Origin of the sequence: Agrobacterium sp. (genome assembly GCF_032092815.1) — a bacterium.
Taxonomy (GTDB): Bacteria; Pseudomonadota; Alphaproteobacteria; order Rhizobiales; family Rhizobiaceae; genus Agrobacterium.
Map to the genome: position 1 here is coordinate 1 of NZ_DAMDBP010000065.1, position 14,240 is coordinate 14,240.

The 14,240-nt window shown below is 57.9% G+C and carries 13 protein-coding genes and 1 pseudogene; 11 read left to right on the plus strand and 3 right to left on the minus strand.

Annotated elements, in window-relative coordinates; translation table 11 throughout:
* Window positions 1-216 (minus strand): annotated as a pseudogene (locus RT613_RS22280) (glutathione ABC transporter permease GsiC); the annotation flags it as partial.
* A gap of 121 nt (window positions 217-337) precedes the next feature.
* Window positions 338-1,906, minus strand: a complete 1,569-nt coding sequence (locus RT613_RS22285; protein ID WP_313618567.1) for an ABC transporter substrate-binding protein — start codon at window positions 1,904-1,906, stop codon at window positions 338-340.
* Window positions 1,907-2,038: 132 nt separating this feature from the next.
* Here RT613_RS22285 and RT613_RS22290 point away from each other — a divergent pair, with 132 nt between their 5' ends.
* A complete protein-coding gene (locus tag RT613_RS22290; RefSeq protein WP_313618568.1) occupies window positions 2,039-2,680 on the plus strand; it encodes a DUF1028 domain-containing protein in 642 nt (213 codons plus the stop codon).
* Between the two features lie 364 nt (window positions 2,681-3,044).
* On the opposite strand, the gene RT613_RS22300 is transcribed toward RT613_RS22290, so the two are convergent.
* Window positions 3,045-4,124 carry an NAD/NADP octopine/nopaline dehydrogenase family protein gene (locus tag RT613_RS22300; RefSeq protein ID WP_313618569.1) on the minus strand — a complete coding sequence of 360 codons (1,080 nt, stop codon included), beginning with the start codon at window positions 4,122-4,124 and terminating at the stop codon, window positions 3,045-3,047.
* A 399-nt stretch (window positions 4,125-4,523) separates the two neighbouring features.
* On the opposite strand from RT613_RS22300, the gene RT613_RS22305 reads away from it, so the two are divergent.
* From RT613_RS22305 to RT613_RS22350, 10 genes are all read left to right on the plus strand, one after another.
* A complete protein-coding gene (locus RT613_RS22305) occupies window positions 4,524-5,528 on the plus strand; it encodes a LysR family transcriptional regulator (RefSeq protein ID WP_313618570.1) in 1,005 nt (334 codons plus the stop codon).
* A 96-nt stretch (window positions 5,529-5,624) separates the two neighbouring features.
* Window positions 5,625-6,725 carry an extracellular solute-binding protein gene (locus tag RT613_RS22310; protein WP_080823760.1) on the plus strand — a complete coding sequence of 367 codons (1,101 nt, stop codon included), beginning with the start codon at window positions 5,625-5,627 and terminating at the stop codon, window positions 6,723-6,725.
* An 82-nt stretch (window positions 6,726-6,807) separates the two neighbouring features.
* Entirely contained in the window at window positions 6,808-7,791 is a 984-nt protein-coding gene (locus tag RT613_RS22315; protein WP_312620216.1) for an ABC transporter permease, read from the plus strand.
* Window positions 7,792-7,801: 10 nt separating this feature from the next.
* Complete coding sequence (locus tag RT613_RS22320) at window positions 7,802-8,593, plus strand: ABC transporter permease (protein ID WP_080823757.1); 792 nt, start codon at window positions 7,802-7,804, stop codon at window positions 8,591-8,593.
* Between the two features lie 4 nt (window positions 8,594-8,597).
* Window positions 8,598-9,668, plus strand: coding sequence for an ABC transporter ATP-binding protein (locus tag RT613_RS22325; RefSeq protein ID WP_080823755.1), 1,071 nt, complete (start codon window positions 8,598-8,600; stop codon window positions 9,666-9,668).
* A gap of 81 nt (window positions 9,669-9,749) precedes the next feature.
* Window positions 9,750-11,216, plus strand: a complete 1,467-nt coding sequence (locus tag RT613_RS22330) for an NAD(P)/FAD-dependent oxidoreductase (RefSeq protein WP_313618571.1) — start codon at window positions 9,750-9,752, stop codon at window positions 11,214-11,216.
* 11 nt (window positions 11,217-11,227) lie between these two features.
* Window positions 11,228-11,821 carry a 2-hydroxychromene-2-carboxylate isomerase gene (locus RT613_RS22335; protein WP_080823753.1) on the plus strand — a complete coding sequence of 198 codons (594 nt, stop codon included), beginning with the start codon at window positions 11,228-11,230 and terminating at the stop codon, window positions 11,819-11,821.
* Window positions 11,822-11,828: 7 nt separating this feature from the next.
* On the plus strand, window positions 11,829-12,329 hold the full coding sequence (locus RT613_RS22340; protein WP_313618572.1) for a CMD domain protein: 501 nt from the start codon (window positions 11,829-11,831) through the stop codon (window positions 12,327-12,329).
* A gap of 1 nt (window position 12,330) precedes the next feature.
* Entirely contained in the window at window positions 12,331-12,909 is a 579-nt protein-coding gene (locus tag RT613_RS22345; protein WP_080823749.1) for a peroxidase-related enzyme, read from the plus strand.
* On the plus strand, window positions 12,910-14,240 hold a 1,331-nt coding region (locus tag RT613_RS22350; protein WP_313618573.1), incomplete at its 3' end, for an MATE family efflux transporter. It abuts the gene before it with no gap.

Genomic DNA, 14,240 nt, shown 5'->3' on the forward strand with positions numbered 1-14,240 from the left:
GAGATTGCCGATCCAGATGGCATATTGCTCGGGCCAGGAGCGATCGAGCCCCAAGGCGCGATTGATGCGCTCAACATTGTCAGGGGTCGCATATGAGCCGAGGATCGCCTGCGCCGGATCGCCTGGAATGAGTTTCATCACCAGAAAGACGATGATGGAGAGCCCGAGGATCACAGGGATCGCGGCGATAAGGCGCTTGGCGATATAGGCGGGCATAGGCGTTCCTCCTGCTAACTTTATTCCTCTCGGTCATCTCGCATTCTCTGAGACCGGGTTTCTCTGCGAGATGATGCGAAGAGCGTATGCCGGATGGGCGCGCCACCCACCCGGCACAGGTTTATTGTTTTGTTACGTCGCGCAGGCTTAGAGAAAAGTCAGGCTGCAGTTCGAAGTTGCCCACGGCGTGGGTGACGACGGCGTTCTGCTTCCAATTCGCGACAAAAAGCCAGGGCGCATCGTCGTGAGTGATCGCTTGGACCTGCTTGTACAGTTCACCGCGTTCCGCCGGATCGGTCGACACGCGCGCCCTGTCGAGAAGCTTGTCGACTTCCGTATTGGAATAATAGGACGAATTGAATCCGCCTTCGGCAGGAAATGCGGCGCTGCGCAGGGTCAGGAATGGCAGGGTATCCGGGTCGGCGGTCATCCATGCCATTTCAGCCATGTCGCCCTTGCCCTCAAGGCCTGGATTGACTTGCGAAAGGAAGGTGTTCCACTCGTAGGTCTTGATTTCGACATTGAGCCCCACGGCGGCGAGATCTGCCTGGATTGCAGTGCCCATGGGAACTGGATCAAGCATGCCCGAGCCACCCTCTGTGACGAGGAAGGTCAATTTGGCACCCTCTGCGCCTGCTTCGGCGAGGAGTTTCTTGGCCTTGGCAGGGTCATACGGATAAGGCGCGACGTCTTTGTTATGGGCCCAGTTAAAGGCGGGTGGAATGGGGCCAGCGGAGACGTCTGCGGTACCCTGGAGCACGTCTTTGACGAGACTTTCCTTGTTGACCGCGTAATTGACCGCCTGACGGACGCGCTTGTCTGCAAAAGGGCCATCCTTGGCGTTGAGCATCACATACCAGACATGGGGCCCAACGGCTTCTACGACCTGATAATTGGCGTCGGTTCGGAACTGGGCAACGTTGTCTGGCGGGGTCTCGAGCAGCACGTCGATGCCGCCGGAGAGCATTTCGGCAACGCGGGTATTTGCGTCAGTGATGGGACGGAAGATCACGGCTTCAAGCGATGGCGCGCCGTCCCAGTACTGATCGTTGCGCGAGACGACGACACGGGTATTGGACTGCCATTCCTCAAACTTGAAGGGTCCGGTGCCGACAGGATGGCGACCGTATTCGGCGCCGTATTTCTCTACCGCTGCTGGCGAGACGATAAGGCCAGTCGGCGCTGCCAGATTGCTCATGAACGGGGCAAAAGGTTCCTTGAGGGTGAATTTGACCGTGAGGTCATCCACCACGTCCACGTTCGTGACCGAGGAGAAGAAGAAGGCGAGCGGAAACGGGCCGGTTGAGTGGAAGGCATGATCTTCCTTGAGCATCCGATCGAAATTGAACTTCACCGCCTCGGCATTGAACGGCGCGCCATCGTGGAAGGTCACGCCTTTGCGCAGGTTGAAGGTATAGGTCAGCCCGTCTTCGGAAATGGTCCAGTCCGTTGCGAGTGCCGGCTCTATCTCGAGTGTGCCAGGCTTGTTGCGAACAAGACCATCATAGATGTTGACCGCAATGCGGAAGTCGTTCGTCGCGGTCGATACGTGCGGATCGAGCGAGGCCGGCTCGGCGATCTGGCCAACGATAAGAACATTGGGTGGGGTCTGGGCTCGTGCCGGTGAAAGCGCAGCGAACCCAATGACGACCAAGAAGCAGAACGCGATGCCTTTCCAATTGCGGATCATAAAACCTCTCCTTGCTTTCCCTTCGCTCCTGCTGCGCGGTTGCGCTTCCCTTGAGAGCATGTTTAATTTATCATTATAAATTCGCACGGTGTCAATTTATAATGATAAATTTATCCAAAGGGATTTTCCTGCATGACCTTCTCGATCGTCGCCCGTGACCCTCGAACTGGCGCTTTCGGCATTGCCACCGCGACGGCTGGACCGATGGTCGGAGCCCTCGTGCCGCATGTTCGGCCCATGATTGGCGCTGTCGCCACACAGGCCATGACCAACCCATATCTTGCTGTCGATGCATTGTGCGTCGCTGACAGCCACAATGCAGCAGACGCGCTTGAGATGGCGCTGGCGAAGGATGAGGACGCGGATTTGCGTCAGGCTATCATCGTCGATCACGATGGCCTGGCAGCAGGATGGACCGGTCCACGATGCATTGGCCATGCGGGTCACCTGGTTGAGAGGGGCGTAGCCGTTGCTGGCAACATGCTGACGGGTGGTGCGGTTCTCACAGCGATGATGGCCGACTTTCAAGCATCGCTCGCGGAACTGAGTTTTGCCGATGCCCTGTTTGCCGGGCTAAATGCTGGCGCAGTTGCAGGTGGCGACAAGCGCGGAATCGGTTCTGCTGCACTCAGGATCCAGGGAGAGCAGGCCTATGCCGAGGTCGATATCCGTATCGATTTGTCTGAAAGCCCGCTAAACGACCTTGGGAACCTCCTGGGCATTGCGAAGGCTGGGCCCTACCACGCGTTTTTCCAGACTGTCCCTCGGCGCTGACGAGTGACGGGCATTTCGCAAACCTTTCAGCATGCTGTCCGTTCGCGCAACACCGCACAGACGCAAGCGCAAAATGCCAGGGCGGTGGCAGACGCCCCTCCCCTGCCCTAAGTCATGGAGCAGTCCAAGCATAAATCGCTGCAACAGGCCTCGAGCTATGACAACAATGCCAGCCGACGCAGCGGTCGTGCGGCGAGGATTCTCTGATGCCACCAGCGTTTTAGAAAAACAGATTGTTCGTGCGGTGTGACCGGTCGGGAGAGGGCATCACGCAGGGTGGTGCGGTAGCCGATCACTGGCTCCATGGCGCATGTGGCTGGCCGCTGTCCCTGCTCAAAGGCGGGACAGCGGCGAGTGAAACAGATCAGGCGGTAAAGCCGGTGTCGCAAATCGCCCTGATTTCGTCTGGCGACATGTTTTCCAGTCCCAGTTCCGGCAGCAGATCATTGTCTGAGGCAAGGTCGTGATTCATGGCGGCGGAAAACAGGCTGGTTCCGGCGTCATGAAGCAGCGCTGGATGACCGGAGATGCGACCCAGCAGGCTGGTCGGCACCAGACCGAACGGCACGTCCTCATAAATATAACGGCTTTCAGCCGATGCGGGGCCCTGACCCCCGCGTCCTTCAAGATGCATCTGCTGGTTCATCTCTGAAACGGAGCCGAGCGGAACGTGAAAAGACAGCGAGAAATGTTCACGCACGGTTTTGACGGACAGGCCAAAACTTTCAGCAATCTTCAGCCGCTCGCCATCCAATGCCTCGATCAACTGACCGACTGCCGGCGTGACATGTTCGCCCTGCCCCCAGTTCTCGCCTTTTTCCATGCGCGTCAGGTTGAGCAGCGCGATACCAAGGTGATTTTGTGGGTTGAGATTGGAAAGCGAGATTGCCAGAAGTCCGTCGCGCTCGACAAAGCGGTCCCCGAACAGCTCTGTACAGAAGGTCTTGCCTTCTTTGGCCGCCGATTTTGGCACGGTGGCGAAATCCACCTTCTGGCGAACGGTATTGACGTGAACGCTTGCGCCATCGCCCTGCTGGCGCGCGGTCAGCAGCGTGGTGCCCCAGACGATGATGGGCAATGAAACGCCACGTTCTGCAAGCAGCCGCGACAGATACAGTGCTCCGAAAGAGCTGTGCGAACTGATGATCACCGGCTGGCCGGATTTCAAATGCGGTGCGGCTGCATCAAAGGCCATACGGTGGCCGTTTGCAGGCAGGGCAAGAATGACGGCATCCGCATCGGCGACGGCCGCACTGCAATCCGTGGCGACGGCAACCTTGCCGGAAAATTCTATTGCCCGCGAGGCCGTCAGCGGTGTGCCGCTGGCAAGTGGGCCACCATGGGCGCCGGACGGGGACCACAGAACCGGCTCATGACCGGCCTTTGCGAGGAAAGCGGCCATACCATAGGCAATCGAGCCTGCGCCAAGAATACCAATTCGCATTGAGTTTTCGTCTCCTTTTCGTGGTCAAACGGGGCCGATGCGGCACTTCGACCCGCTGTTCAAAAGCATGGATCGCAGACCGCGGCAAGAAAAGATCAGGGATGCAACATTTTTGCAACAGCCATTGAAACGGTCATTGCCTGCATATCTCGCGCACTGTCTGGTGCATTCTTGCGCATGACAATCGCCAGTTTGCCGGTGGCAGTGACAAAAAGGAGCAATGCCCTCCACCACCCGCAGGCAGTTGCCAAAACAAGTGGCAGATCAAGGTTTCTGGCAGTGAACGACCAGGAAGCACATATTTTCTAAAAAAGCGGACGCAAATAAAAAATTGATCTTTGTCACTAGCGGATAAGATGCGCTTTATGCACTATGCATTTGTCACAATGCACAGGATGCATGATAGCTATGGAAATACGCGAACTCGAAGTGTTTTTAGCGGTGATGTCAGCGGGCAGCATTACAGGTGCTGCGCGGCTTCTTGATCGTTCGCAATCCCAGGTCACCAGGCTCATCCAGGATCTTGAAACGTCCCTAGGTTTCGCATTGTTTGATCGCAATGGTCCCCGGATCACCCCATCGGACAAGGGCATAGCCTTTCATGCGGAAGCGGAGCGCTTTCTCAGTGGTATCGGCCACTTGCGCGAGCGGGCAAAAACCATCGCCCTCAAAGAGCCGGAACCCATAGAAATTGCCGCGACGTCCGCATTCGCCGCCGGCATCATTCCTCTTGCGCTGGCAGAGCTTCCCGAAAGACTGCTGCCGCACACTACCTTTCTGCGCAGCATGCCGGCGGAAGCCGCCGTGCAATCGGTTCTGGCGCGTACCGCAGACTTCTGCGTCACCTCCCTGCCCGCCGATCAGCCGGGGCTTGACGTTCACGGCTTTTTCCAGGGGCGCTGCGTGGCTGCGGTCGCACCGGATGATCCGCTGGCAAAACAGGAGGTCATTGCCATCTCCGATCTGGAAGCTCGCACACTGGTGACCATGGCCAACCCCTTCCGTCTTCGCAGGCGTGTGGATCAGGCGCTGGAACAGGCCAATGTGCGTGCCGGACGCATCATTGCCACCAGTGCCGCCATGAATGCGGTCCAGATGGCCTCGACAGGCATTGGCGTGGCAATCATCGAACCGGCCACCGCCTATGGCTTGCAAATGGCTCATGTCGAGGTGCGCCCGCTCGATGTGGATATTCCGTTTTTGTGGGGAATTTTTTCCGCGTCGGCACGCCCGCTCTCGGAAACATCGCGGGAACTGATCCAGCTGATCATCCGCATCGCATCTGCCCGCATGCCCCATTTCATCGCGCATGACCCGCGCCAACTCAGTCGTGTGGCCGACATGACCTATGGCGGAGGCTTTGACAGCGAGCTGTCACGAACCGCCCCATTCCGTGGAAGTTAGACTTTCATACCGAAATACGGTCTCCGCAAATGGAAGCCGAATGCCTGGACGTTCCATCTGAAAAGCAGTCACCACCAGTCACAAAGGGAGTTTACCATGCAAAAAGTCACAACAACCCGCCGCTCCACATTGAAGCTCATGGCCGCAGGTGCAGGCGTTCTCGCGGCACCTGGCATCATCCGCTCTGCCAATGCCCAGAGCAAGGTCGTCAACATCACGACCTATGACAAGTTCGTGCCGCAGAGCTTCATCGACCAGTTCCAGAAGGATACGGGCATCGAGGTGCGCGTTCGCCTGACCGACGACCAGGGCAAGCAGTACAATCTGCTTTCCGCTGAAGGTGCCACGCCCTCGACCGATATCGTCACCGTTACAGGCCACCGCCTGTCGCAGTTCATCAAGTCGGACCTGCTGTCGCCACTGGACACGGCCCGTCTCAAGAACTGGGGCAATCTCGCCTCCGCCTACAAGGGCGCGCCGCAGTTGACAGTCGACGGTTCGGTTTATGGCCTGCCGTTGCTCGCGGGCTTTGAAGGTCTGGCGCGCAACACGGACTACACCAAGGAAACCGATAGCTGGGACATCATGTTTGATGACCAGTACAAGAGCCTGACATCCTATATCGTCACCGACTTCCTCTCCATCACCATGCTCTATCAGGGCAATGATGGCGACTACGTTACCTATGAAGGCAAGGCTGATATCGCCACCGCCGCCACCAACCAGGCGCGCGATTTCCTGATCAAGAACAAGGACAAGGTTCGTAAATATTACGACGCCGGTTCCGAAGTGCAGCAGATGTTCGTCAACGAGGACATCTATGTCGCACAGGCCTGGTCCGGCCCGACAGCAAAATTGATCATGGATGGTCATCCAATTGCGCTGTCCGTGCCGAAGGAAGGCACTTACGGCTTCCTCTACTCGTTCAACGTCGTCAAGAACAGCCCGAATGCCGATGCGGCCTATACCTTCCTGGATGCGATCCTGTCCTCTCCGGAAATCGGCGCATCCATGAGCCGTCAGTCGGGCTTCTCCTCGGCCTTCGATGGTGTCGACAAGGTGCTGAACGACAAGGAGCGGGCTGCCATGACGCTGCCACAGGAGCAGATGGAGCGCATCAAGTTCTTCTCGTCCGTCAACCGCGCCATGAAGAACGAGATGATCGACAAGGCCACAGCCGAAATCAAGGCGGCCTGATCACCGAAACTTGCCCCTGGATCGGCCCGCAAGGGCCGGTCCGTCCTAGAAAGAGCTTATCCAGAGCCGGGAACGACAGATAATGGTTGATACAACGATGACGCGATCAGCATCCGGAAAGTCATTGGCGGCCCCTTCTTACGCCGGATGGATCGGGAAAGTGACCGGTTCAGACCTCTACAGCAACACGATAGGGCTGCTTGCCAATAGTCGTGCCGTGCGGCTGGCGGTGCTTGCCGGTGTGCCGCTGGTGTGGATTATCGCCCTTCATATCGGGCCGATCGCCCAGATGGCCAATATCAGCTTCATGGCTGATTACCCGCCACCAGCGACCGCCGAAGGCAACTATACGCTTGCCAATTACCAGCTGTTTTTTGCTGAACCGCTCTATTTCATACCCTTTATCCGCAGTCTCGTTTTTGCAGCGGTTGTGACGGCCGTGACACTTCTCATCGTCTATCCAGTCGCCTATTACGTCGCGAAAGTCGTCAAGCCGAAAAACCGCATGCGGGCACTGTTGCTGCTGCTGATTCCGTTTTGGGCAGGGGAGCTGATCCGCACATTTTCGGTCATCATGCTGCTGGCCAATCGTGGTACGGTGAATGTGCTTTTGCGGGAACTGGGCCTGATCGACCGCCCCATTCCCATGCTCTACACCTCATTTTCGCTCAGCTTCGGTGTCGTCTATCTTCTGTCGCTCTATATGTTGCTGCCGCTCTATTCGGCGATCGAAAAAATCCCGACACAGCTTGTGCATGCGGCCGCCGATCTTGGCGCCGGACCGTTCCAGCGCTTCCGCCGGGTCATTCTGCCCCTGTCGAAGGACGGTATCGTTTCCGGGTGCAGCCTTGTTTATCTGACCTCGGTCGGCGTTTTCGCCGCCCCGCTTTTGCTGGGCGGACCCAATACGGTCATTTTCCCTGAAGTCATTGCCACCCTGTTCCACTCGTCGAACGACAAATGGCCCGAAGGTGCGGCCTTCGCCATGCTGATGCTCGCTGTCTCGCTGACCACCGTCGGCCTGTTCATGCGTGTCGTCGGCGGGCGCTCCGTCCGGCTGATGTAAGGAGAAACCGATGCGCCCCTATCTCAACGATCTTCCCAAGACGGCACTTGGCGCCTCCTACTGGCTGTTTGTCATCTATCTCATGTTGCCGCTGGTGCTGATGATGGCCATGAGCTTCAAGGATGCGAATTTCATCGCCTTTCCGATCACCAACTGGACGCTGGACTGGTATGCAAAGGTCTTTCAGGACAGGCAGTTCATCGAGGCGTCGATCTATTCCATCGGCATTGCCCTTGCCACCACGATTTCTGCGACGATCATCGGGGTGTGGATTGCCCTTCTGGTGTCGAACGAAGGCATATGGGGCAAGGCCCTGATCTTTGCGCTGGCCTGTCTTCCGGCCGTGGTGCCGGGTCTGATCAACGCCATTTCGATGCGCATCTTCATTCGCGCGGTCGATATTCCCACCGGCACCTTTGCGATCATACTGGCGCATACGGTTCATGCCGTGCCCTTCGTGGTCATCATGGTGCTGACGCGTTTACGCTCCATGCCCGCCAATCTGGTGGATGCGGCACGTGATCTCGGTGCCGATCCGTTCATCGCCTTTCTGCGGGTCACGATCCCCTATCTGATGCCGGCACTTGTCGGCGGCATGATCTTTTGTGTGCTGACCAGTATGGACGATTTCGTTCGCACCTTCTTCCTGGGTGGCTACCAGCCCACACTTCCCATGCTGATATTTGCCAGGGTCCAGGGCGGAATGTCGCCAGAGATCAATGCCATTGCCACGGTCGTCCTGACCGTCACCGCCATCGTCGGCCTTTACGCCGAGCACTTCACACGCCGTTCAAGGAACTGATGCCATGCAGCCGGTCGTTCATTTCAAAGACGTCAACAAATATTACGGACCATCATTGGCCGTGGAAAATCTCGATCTGGCCATCGAGCCGGGTCAGTTCGTCACGCTTCTTGGCCCTTCGGGCTGCGGAAAATCCACGACATTGCGTATGCTGGGCGGGTTCGAGGAGTTGTCGTCGGGCGAGATCTATCTGGATGGCAAGCCGATTTCCCATCTGCCGCCCAACAAGCGCAACGTGAACATCGTTTTCCAGGATTATGCGTTGTTTCCGCATCTGACGGTGGGCAAAAACATCGCCTTCGGACTGGAATTGCAGGGCAAGGATTCTGCGTCCATCCACAAACGGGTCATGGAACTGCTAGCGCTCGTGGAACTTCAGGATTTTGCCGACCGCATGCCTGACCAACTTTCCGGCGGACAGCGTCAGCGCGTGGCGTTGATGCGCGCGCTTGCCCCAAATCCTGACGTACTGCTTCTCGACGAGCCGCTGTCTGCGCTGGATGCAAAATTGCGCCAGCAGATGCAGGTGGAACTGAAGTCGATCCAGAAAACCACCGGCAAGACCTTTATTTTCGTGACGCATGATCAGGAAGAAGCGCTGACCATGTCCGACGTCATCGTGGTGATGAACAAGGGGCGGGTGGAACAGAGAGGCGGGCCGGACGAGCTTTATTCACGTCCCCGCAGCCGCTTTGTTGCAGACTTCATCGGCAAGAGCAATTTCCTCGAAGGCAAGGTTCTGTCCATCGACGGTACGGTTGCCACGCTGGACTGGCAGGGCAATACAATCCAGGCCGATGTCAACGGCACAACCCACAAGGCGGGCAGTCAGGTGACCGTCGCCTTGCGGCCCGAAGCGCTCTATTGCACAGGCGAACAGCCGCAGGACCGTTTCGCGCTCAAGGGCCGCATCGGCGCGCGCATCTTCAAGGGCGCGCATACATCGCTCACCGTCACCATCGACAATGGCGCCGATCTCGTCATGCAACTCGATCCGGTCGCGCTCTCACATATCCATACGGATGATGTCTGGGTGGGCTGGCGCCAGCAGGATGCGGTGTTGTTGGCCGATTGAGGTTCGCGCAGCAGGGCGCTCGTAATTCCGGGGGGCCGCGTTGCGGCGGTCCGGGCAAGATATTTGCAGGAGACAAAGGTCATGACCAACCAACAGCAGGGATCGCTTGCGGCCTTGAACACGCGAGTAAGGCAAGATCTGGCTTTTCTCAACTACCCGGCCGCCAACTGGTCGAAGCCTGTTGAAACGCAGGACGGCGCCGATGTCAGCGATGTCGTCATCATCGGTGGCGGCATGTGCGGCCTCGTTGCATGGCTTGCGCTGACCCGCGCCGGTCTCGCCAACCTGCGCATTGTCGATCGCGCACCGCAGGGGCAGGAAGGGCCATGGGTCACCTATGCCCGCATGGAAACCCTGCGCTCACCCAAAAACCTGCTTGGCCCTGCACTTGGCATGGCTTCACTGACCTTTCGCGCCTGGTATACCGCGATCCACGGCGAGGAAGCGTGGGAGGCGCTTTATCGCATTCCGCGCCCGATGTGGATGGACTATCTCAAATGGTATCGTGAGGTTCTCAATGTTCCCGTTGAAAACGATACGCATGTGACGCGTGTCATTCCGCGTGAGGATGGCCTGCTGGAACTGGAAATTGCCGGTGGCACAAGGCCATCGATCATAACCCGCAAGCTGGTGCTTGCCACAGGCCGCGATGGGCTGGGCGAACCGACCATTCCCGATTTCATCAAAGGCCTGCAACGCCACAAAAGCTGGGCCCACTCGGCGGACGCCGTGGACTTCACGACGCTGACAGGCAAGCGTGTGGTGGTTATTGGCGTTGGTGCCTCGGCGATGGACAATGCCGCCGAAGCCCTTGAAGCCGGTGCGCAGGAGGTGCGTCTTTTGGCACGCCGCAAGACGATGCCCACCATCAACAAGTTGATGGGCATCGGCTCCTATGGCGTGACCGCCGGTTTTGCAAAGATTGATCCGCAATGGCGCTGGCGATTGATGGACTATTCCACCCGGCAGCAGACCCCCGCGCCGCATGGCTCCACATTGCGCGTCAGCCGCCATGCCAATGCCTTCTTCCACTTCGACTGCGGTATCCGCGAGATGAAGGAGGAGGCTGGTGAGGTGGTTATCACCACCCTGAACGGCCGTGTTTTCCGCACGGATTTCGTCATTCTCGGCACGGGTTTTTCGATCGATCCGGTCAGCAGGCCAGAACTTTCCCCTTATCAGGACAAGATTGCCTGCTGGGATGATCGTTACACGCCGCCTCAGGCGGAGGAAAACCCCGGTCTTGGCCGGTTCCCCTGGCTTGAGGAGGATTTCTCCTTCACCGAGAAACAGCCGGGTACGGCCCCGTGGCTCAAGGATATTCACTCTTTCAACTACAGTTCGGCCATCAGCCTCGGCAAGGTAAGCGGAGACATTCCAGCCATCAGCGAAGGCGCCCTGTGGCTGGCGCGCGGTATCGCGGCATCGCTGTTCATCCGCGACATCGACCACCACTGGGAAGCACTCCAGGCCTATGAAAAACCGGAGCTGGACGGCTCTGAATGGACCGATGCCGACGCGCCGGTCACCGCGCAAAAAACTGCCTGAGGAGGGAAACGATGGGTCAGAAGACCGTCTATTATTACCACGCGCTCAGTTCGCCATGGGCCTATCTTGGTTGGCCGCAATTCAAGGCGTTGATTGAAAAGCATGACCTTGACGTCGTTGTGCGCCCGACACGGATCGTGCCCGAAAATGGCGGCGTGCCGTTGCGCACCCGCCCGCAGCCGCGCCAGGATTACCACGCTGTAGAACTTGACCGCTGGCGCAAACGGCTGAATATGCCATTGGTGCTGAAGCCGAAATATTACCCCACCAACAACGAATTCTCTGCTCGCATGGTCATTGCCGCTACGACACTCGGCCTGCCCGCGCTGGAGCTGAGCCATGGTCTTTTGCGCGCACTCTGGAGCGAGGAACAGGACGTGACCCAGCCCGAAGTGCGCATTGCGGTTGCCGATGCGCTCGGCTTCGATGGAAAGGCGCTTCAGGCCATGGAAGAGGCGCCTGAAGTCATTCAGGCCTGGCATGACAGCAGCGACGAAGCGAAACGACGCGGTGTCTTCGGTACGCCCACCTGGATCTATAACGACGTTCTTTATTGGGGACAGGATCGCTTGAACTTCCTTGATGAAGCACTTTCGGAAAGCTGACAACACCATGACCATTCAACCGACAGTCGATGTGATCGATACCGTTCTGGGACTGGAGAAATTTCCCCATGTCCTGAAATTGCGCGAGCAGCGCGCGAAGATGAAACATCTGACCCAGACAAGCTATATCGCCGCAATTTACCCCACGGAGCCGCGGAATTTCGCCTATGGTTTGCGGGCCGCCTTGGCCGCCCGCATCGCTGGTCTGTGGAAATCGGCTGAGCTGCACGCCCATTATGTCGATCTCTTGAAACAGGAAACGCCGGAGCTTCAGTCCATTGCCGATCCGGCCTTCACGCCTGATGGCGGCGACACACGCCTTGCCACCATTCTCACCCATGTGGATCTGGTGACATTGTCGCCCAAGGAAGCGACCCGCGCCAATATCGAAAAGCTGCAAGCTGCGGGGCTTGATGATGCCGATATCGTCACGCTGGCAGGCATCATCGCCTTCGTCAATTATCAGGTGCTGGTCGTGGCCGGTCTCAAGATGCTGAGGGATAACTGAAATGTCGCAACCCGTCCATGAATTCACCCTCGATGCCCTCGACTGGCACCCTTACGTCAAACCCATCGATCTTGCCGAGGCAACGCCGGCACAGCTTGGCGCGCTCAATGTGACGCCGTCGAACACCAAGGTTTCAGCCTATGTGCTGGTTTTGGCAAACGACGCGGAAATCCTCAATGAGCGTACACCGCTGTTCAACGACATCATGTACAGCGAAGGCGGCCTGTCGCGCGGCGGGCGTGAGATTGGCGCTCTGGCAGCCTCCTTCGTCAACAAGTGCATCTACTGCGCCGCCGTCCACGCCAATCGCTACATCCAGCTTGAAAAGCGCCCTGAAGTCGTTGGCGAAATCTACGAAAAGGGGCTCGATGCGGATTTGCCGGAGTTTGAACAGGCGCTGTTCAATTTCGGCGTTGATATGACTGCGCATCCCGACAATGTCGGTGTCTACCAGTTTTATCATCTGCGCGAGCACGGGCTTGATGATCTCGAAATCCTCGACCTCATTCATTCCGTCGCGATCTTCGGATGGGCGAACCGTCTGATGCATACGCTCGGTGAGCCGCATCGGAAGGATTGAGTGACAAAGCCCTCGCCGCATGCCAACGCCACGGTCCGGCCTTTCGACATCAGCCATCGCGATGTCCTGAGGATCGCCATTCCGATGATGATCGCCTATCTCTCGACCCCGCTTGTCAGCCTCGTGGCGACGGGCGTGATCGGACAATTGGGCGATGAAACATTGATTGGCGGCGTGGCATTGGCTGCGGTGATATTTGACGTCATCTTCGTGTCGTTCAATTTTCTGCGCGCCGCGACCGCCGGTTTCACGGCGCAGGCCATTGGTGCGGCCGATCCGCGTGAAGAACAGCGTATGCTGGCGAGTGGTCTGGCCATTGCACTGGCCGGCGGCCTTCTTCTTCTTGTGCTGCAAAAGCCGATTGGCGAACTTGGGCTGGCAGCGATGGGGGCCGATGGCCCCATCGCCAGCGCGGCCTCGACCTATTTCTACTGGCGCATCTGGTCTGCGCCGTTCGTCCTGTTCAATTTTGTGGTGTTCGGCTGGATTATCGGACGTGGCGAAGCATTGTGGGGCATGGTTCTGCAGACATTGCTCAATGGTCTGAATGCAGCGCTCGCCTTTTATTGGGTGATGGTGGCGGGATGGGGGCTGGAAGGCGTTGCCGTTGCATCGCTGGTTGCCGAGGCCGTTACCGCGCTGGTCGGGTTTTATCTCATCGTCAGGAAAACCGATGCTGCCGCCTGGACCCTGCCCGATCTCGCGGCCTTCCGCCGGGCCTTTTCGGTCAATGGCGATATGATGATCCGCTCATTCGCATTGCTGATCGGCCTGTCATTCTTTACGCGCCAAAGCGGAATGCTGGGCATCGAGATCCTTGCGGCCAACACCATTCTGCTGCGGTTTTATTTCTTTGGCGTGGCGTTCCTCGACGGGGTGGCAACGGCTGCCGAACAGCTGGCGGGACGTGCAGTCGGTGCCCGTTATCGCCCGGCTTTCGACCAAACCGTGCGGCTGACGACGCTGTGGGGTTTTGTCTTTGCAGTGCTGGTCTCGCTCACATTTTATCTGGCTGGTCACTGGGTCATCGATATCACCTCGCCGACACAAGCCGTCTCTGGTCTCGCTGACAGATACTTGCCCTGGGTGGTTGCCCTGCCCGTCTTCGGGATCATCGCTTATCAGATGGATGGCGTTTACATCGGCGCGACCTGGTCAAAACAGATGCGCAACCTCATGGTGGGATCGCTGCTATTCTATTTCGCTGCCTGGGCCATTTTACAGCCGCTTTTTGGCAATGACGGCCTTTGGATTTCAATGGTCCTGTTCCAGAGCGCGCGCAGCGTTGCATTCCGCCTCATGCTCCCCAGACTGGCTGATCGAACATTCGC

What these genes read in the sequence shown, in the direction of transcription:
- RT613_RS22300 (WP_313618569.1), bottom strand. Translation starts at nt 4,124, where the DNA reads ATGCGAATTGGTATTCTTGGCGCAGGCTCGATTGCCTATGGTATGGCC.
- RT613_RS22345 (WP_080823749.1), top strand. Translation starts at nt 12,331, where the DNA reads ATGTCGCAACCCGTCCATGAATTCACCCTCGATGCCCTCGACTGGCAC.
- RT613_RS22340 (WP_313618572.1), top strand. Translation starts at nt 11,829, where the DNA reads ATGACCATTCAACCGACAGTCGATGTGATCGATACCGTTCTGGGACTG.
- RT613_RS22310 (WP_080823760.1), top strand. Translation starts at nt 5,625, where the DNA reads ATGCAAAAAGTCACAACAACCCGCCGCTCCACATTGAAGCTCATGGCC.
- RT613_RS22330 (WP_313618571.1), top strand. Translation starts at nt 9,750, where the DNA reads ATGACCAACCAACAGCAGGGATCGCTTGCGGCCTTGAACACGCGAGTA.
- RT613_RS22335 (WP_080823753.1), top strand. Translation starts at nt 11,228, where the DNA reads ATGGGTCAGAAGACCGTCTATTATTACCACGCGCTCAGTTCGCCATGG.
- RT613_RS22290 (WP_313618568.1), top strand. Translation starts at nt 2,039, where the DNA reads ATGACCTTCTCGATCGTCGCCCGTGACCCTCGAACTGGCGCTTTCGGC.
- RT613_RS22325 (WP_080823755.1), top strand. Translation starts at nt 8,598, where the DNA reads ATGCAGCCGGTCGTTCATTTCAAAGACGTCAACAAATATTACGGACCA.
- RT613_RS22285 (WP_313618567.1), bottom strand. Translation starts at nt 1,906, where the DNA reads ATGATCCGCAATTGGAAAGGCATCGCGTTCTGCTTCTTGGTCGTCATT.
- RT613_RS22305 (WP_313618570.1), top strand. Translation starts at nt 4,524, where the DNA reads ATGATAGCTATGGAAATACGCGAACTCGAAGTGTTTTTAGCGGTGATG.
- RT613_RS22320 (WP_080823757.1), top strand. Translation starts at nt 7,802, where the DNA reads ATGCGCCCCTATCTCAACGATCTTCCCAAGACGGCACTTGGCGCCTCC.
- RT613_RS22315 (WP_312620216.1), top strand. Translation starts at nt 6,808, where the DNA reads ATGGTTGATACAACGATGACGCGATCAGCATCCGGAAAGTCATTGGCG.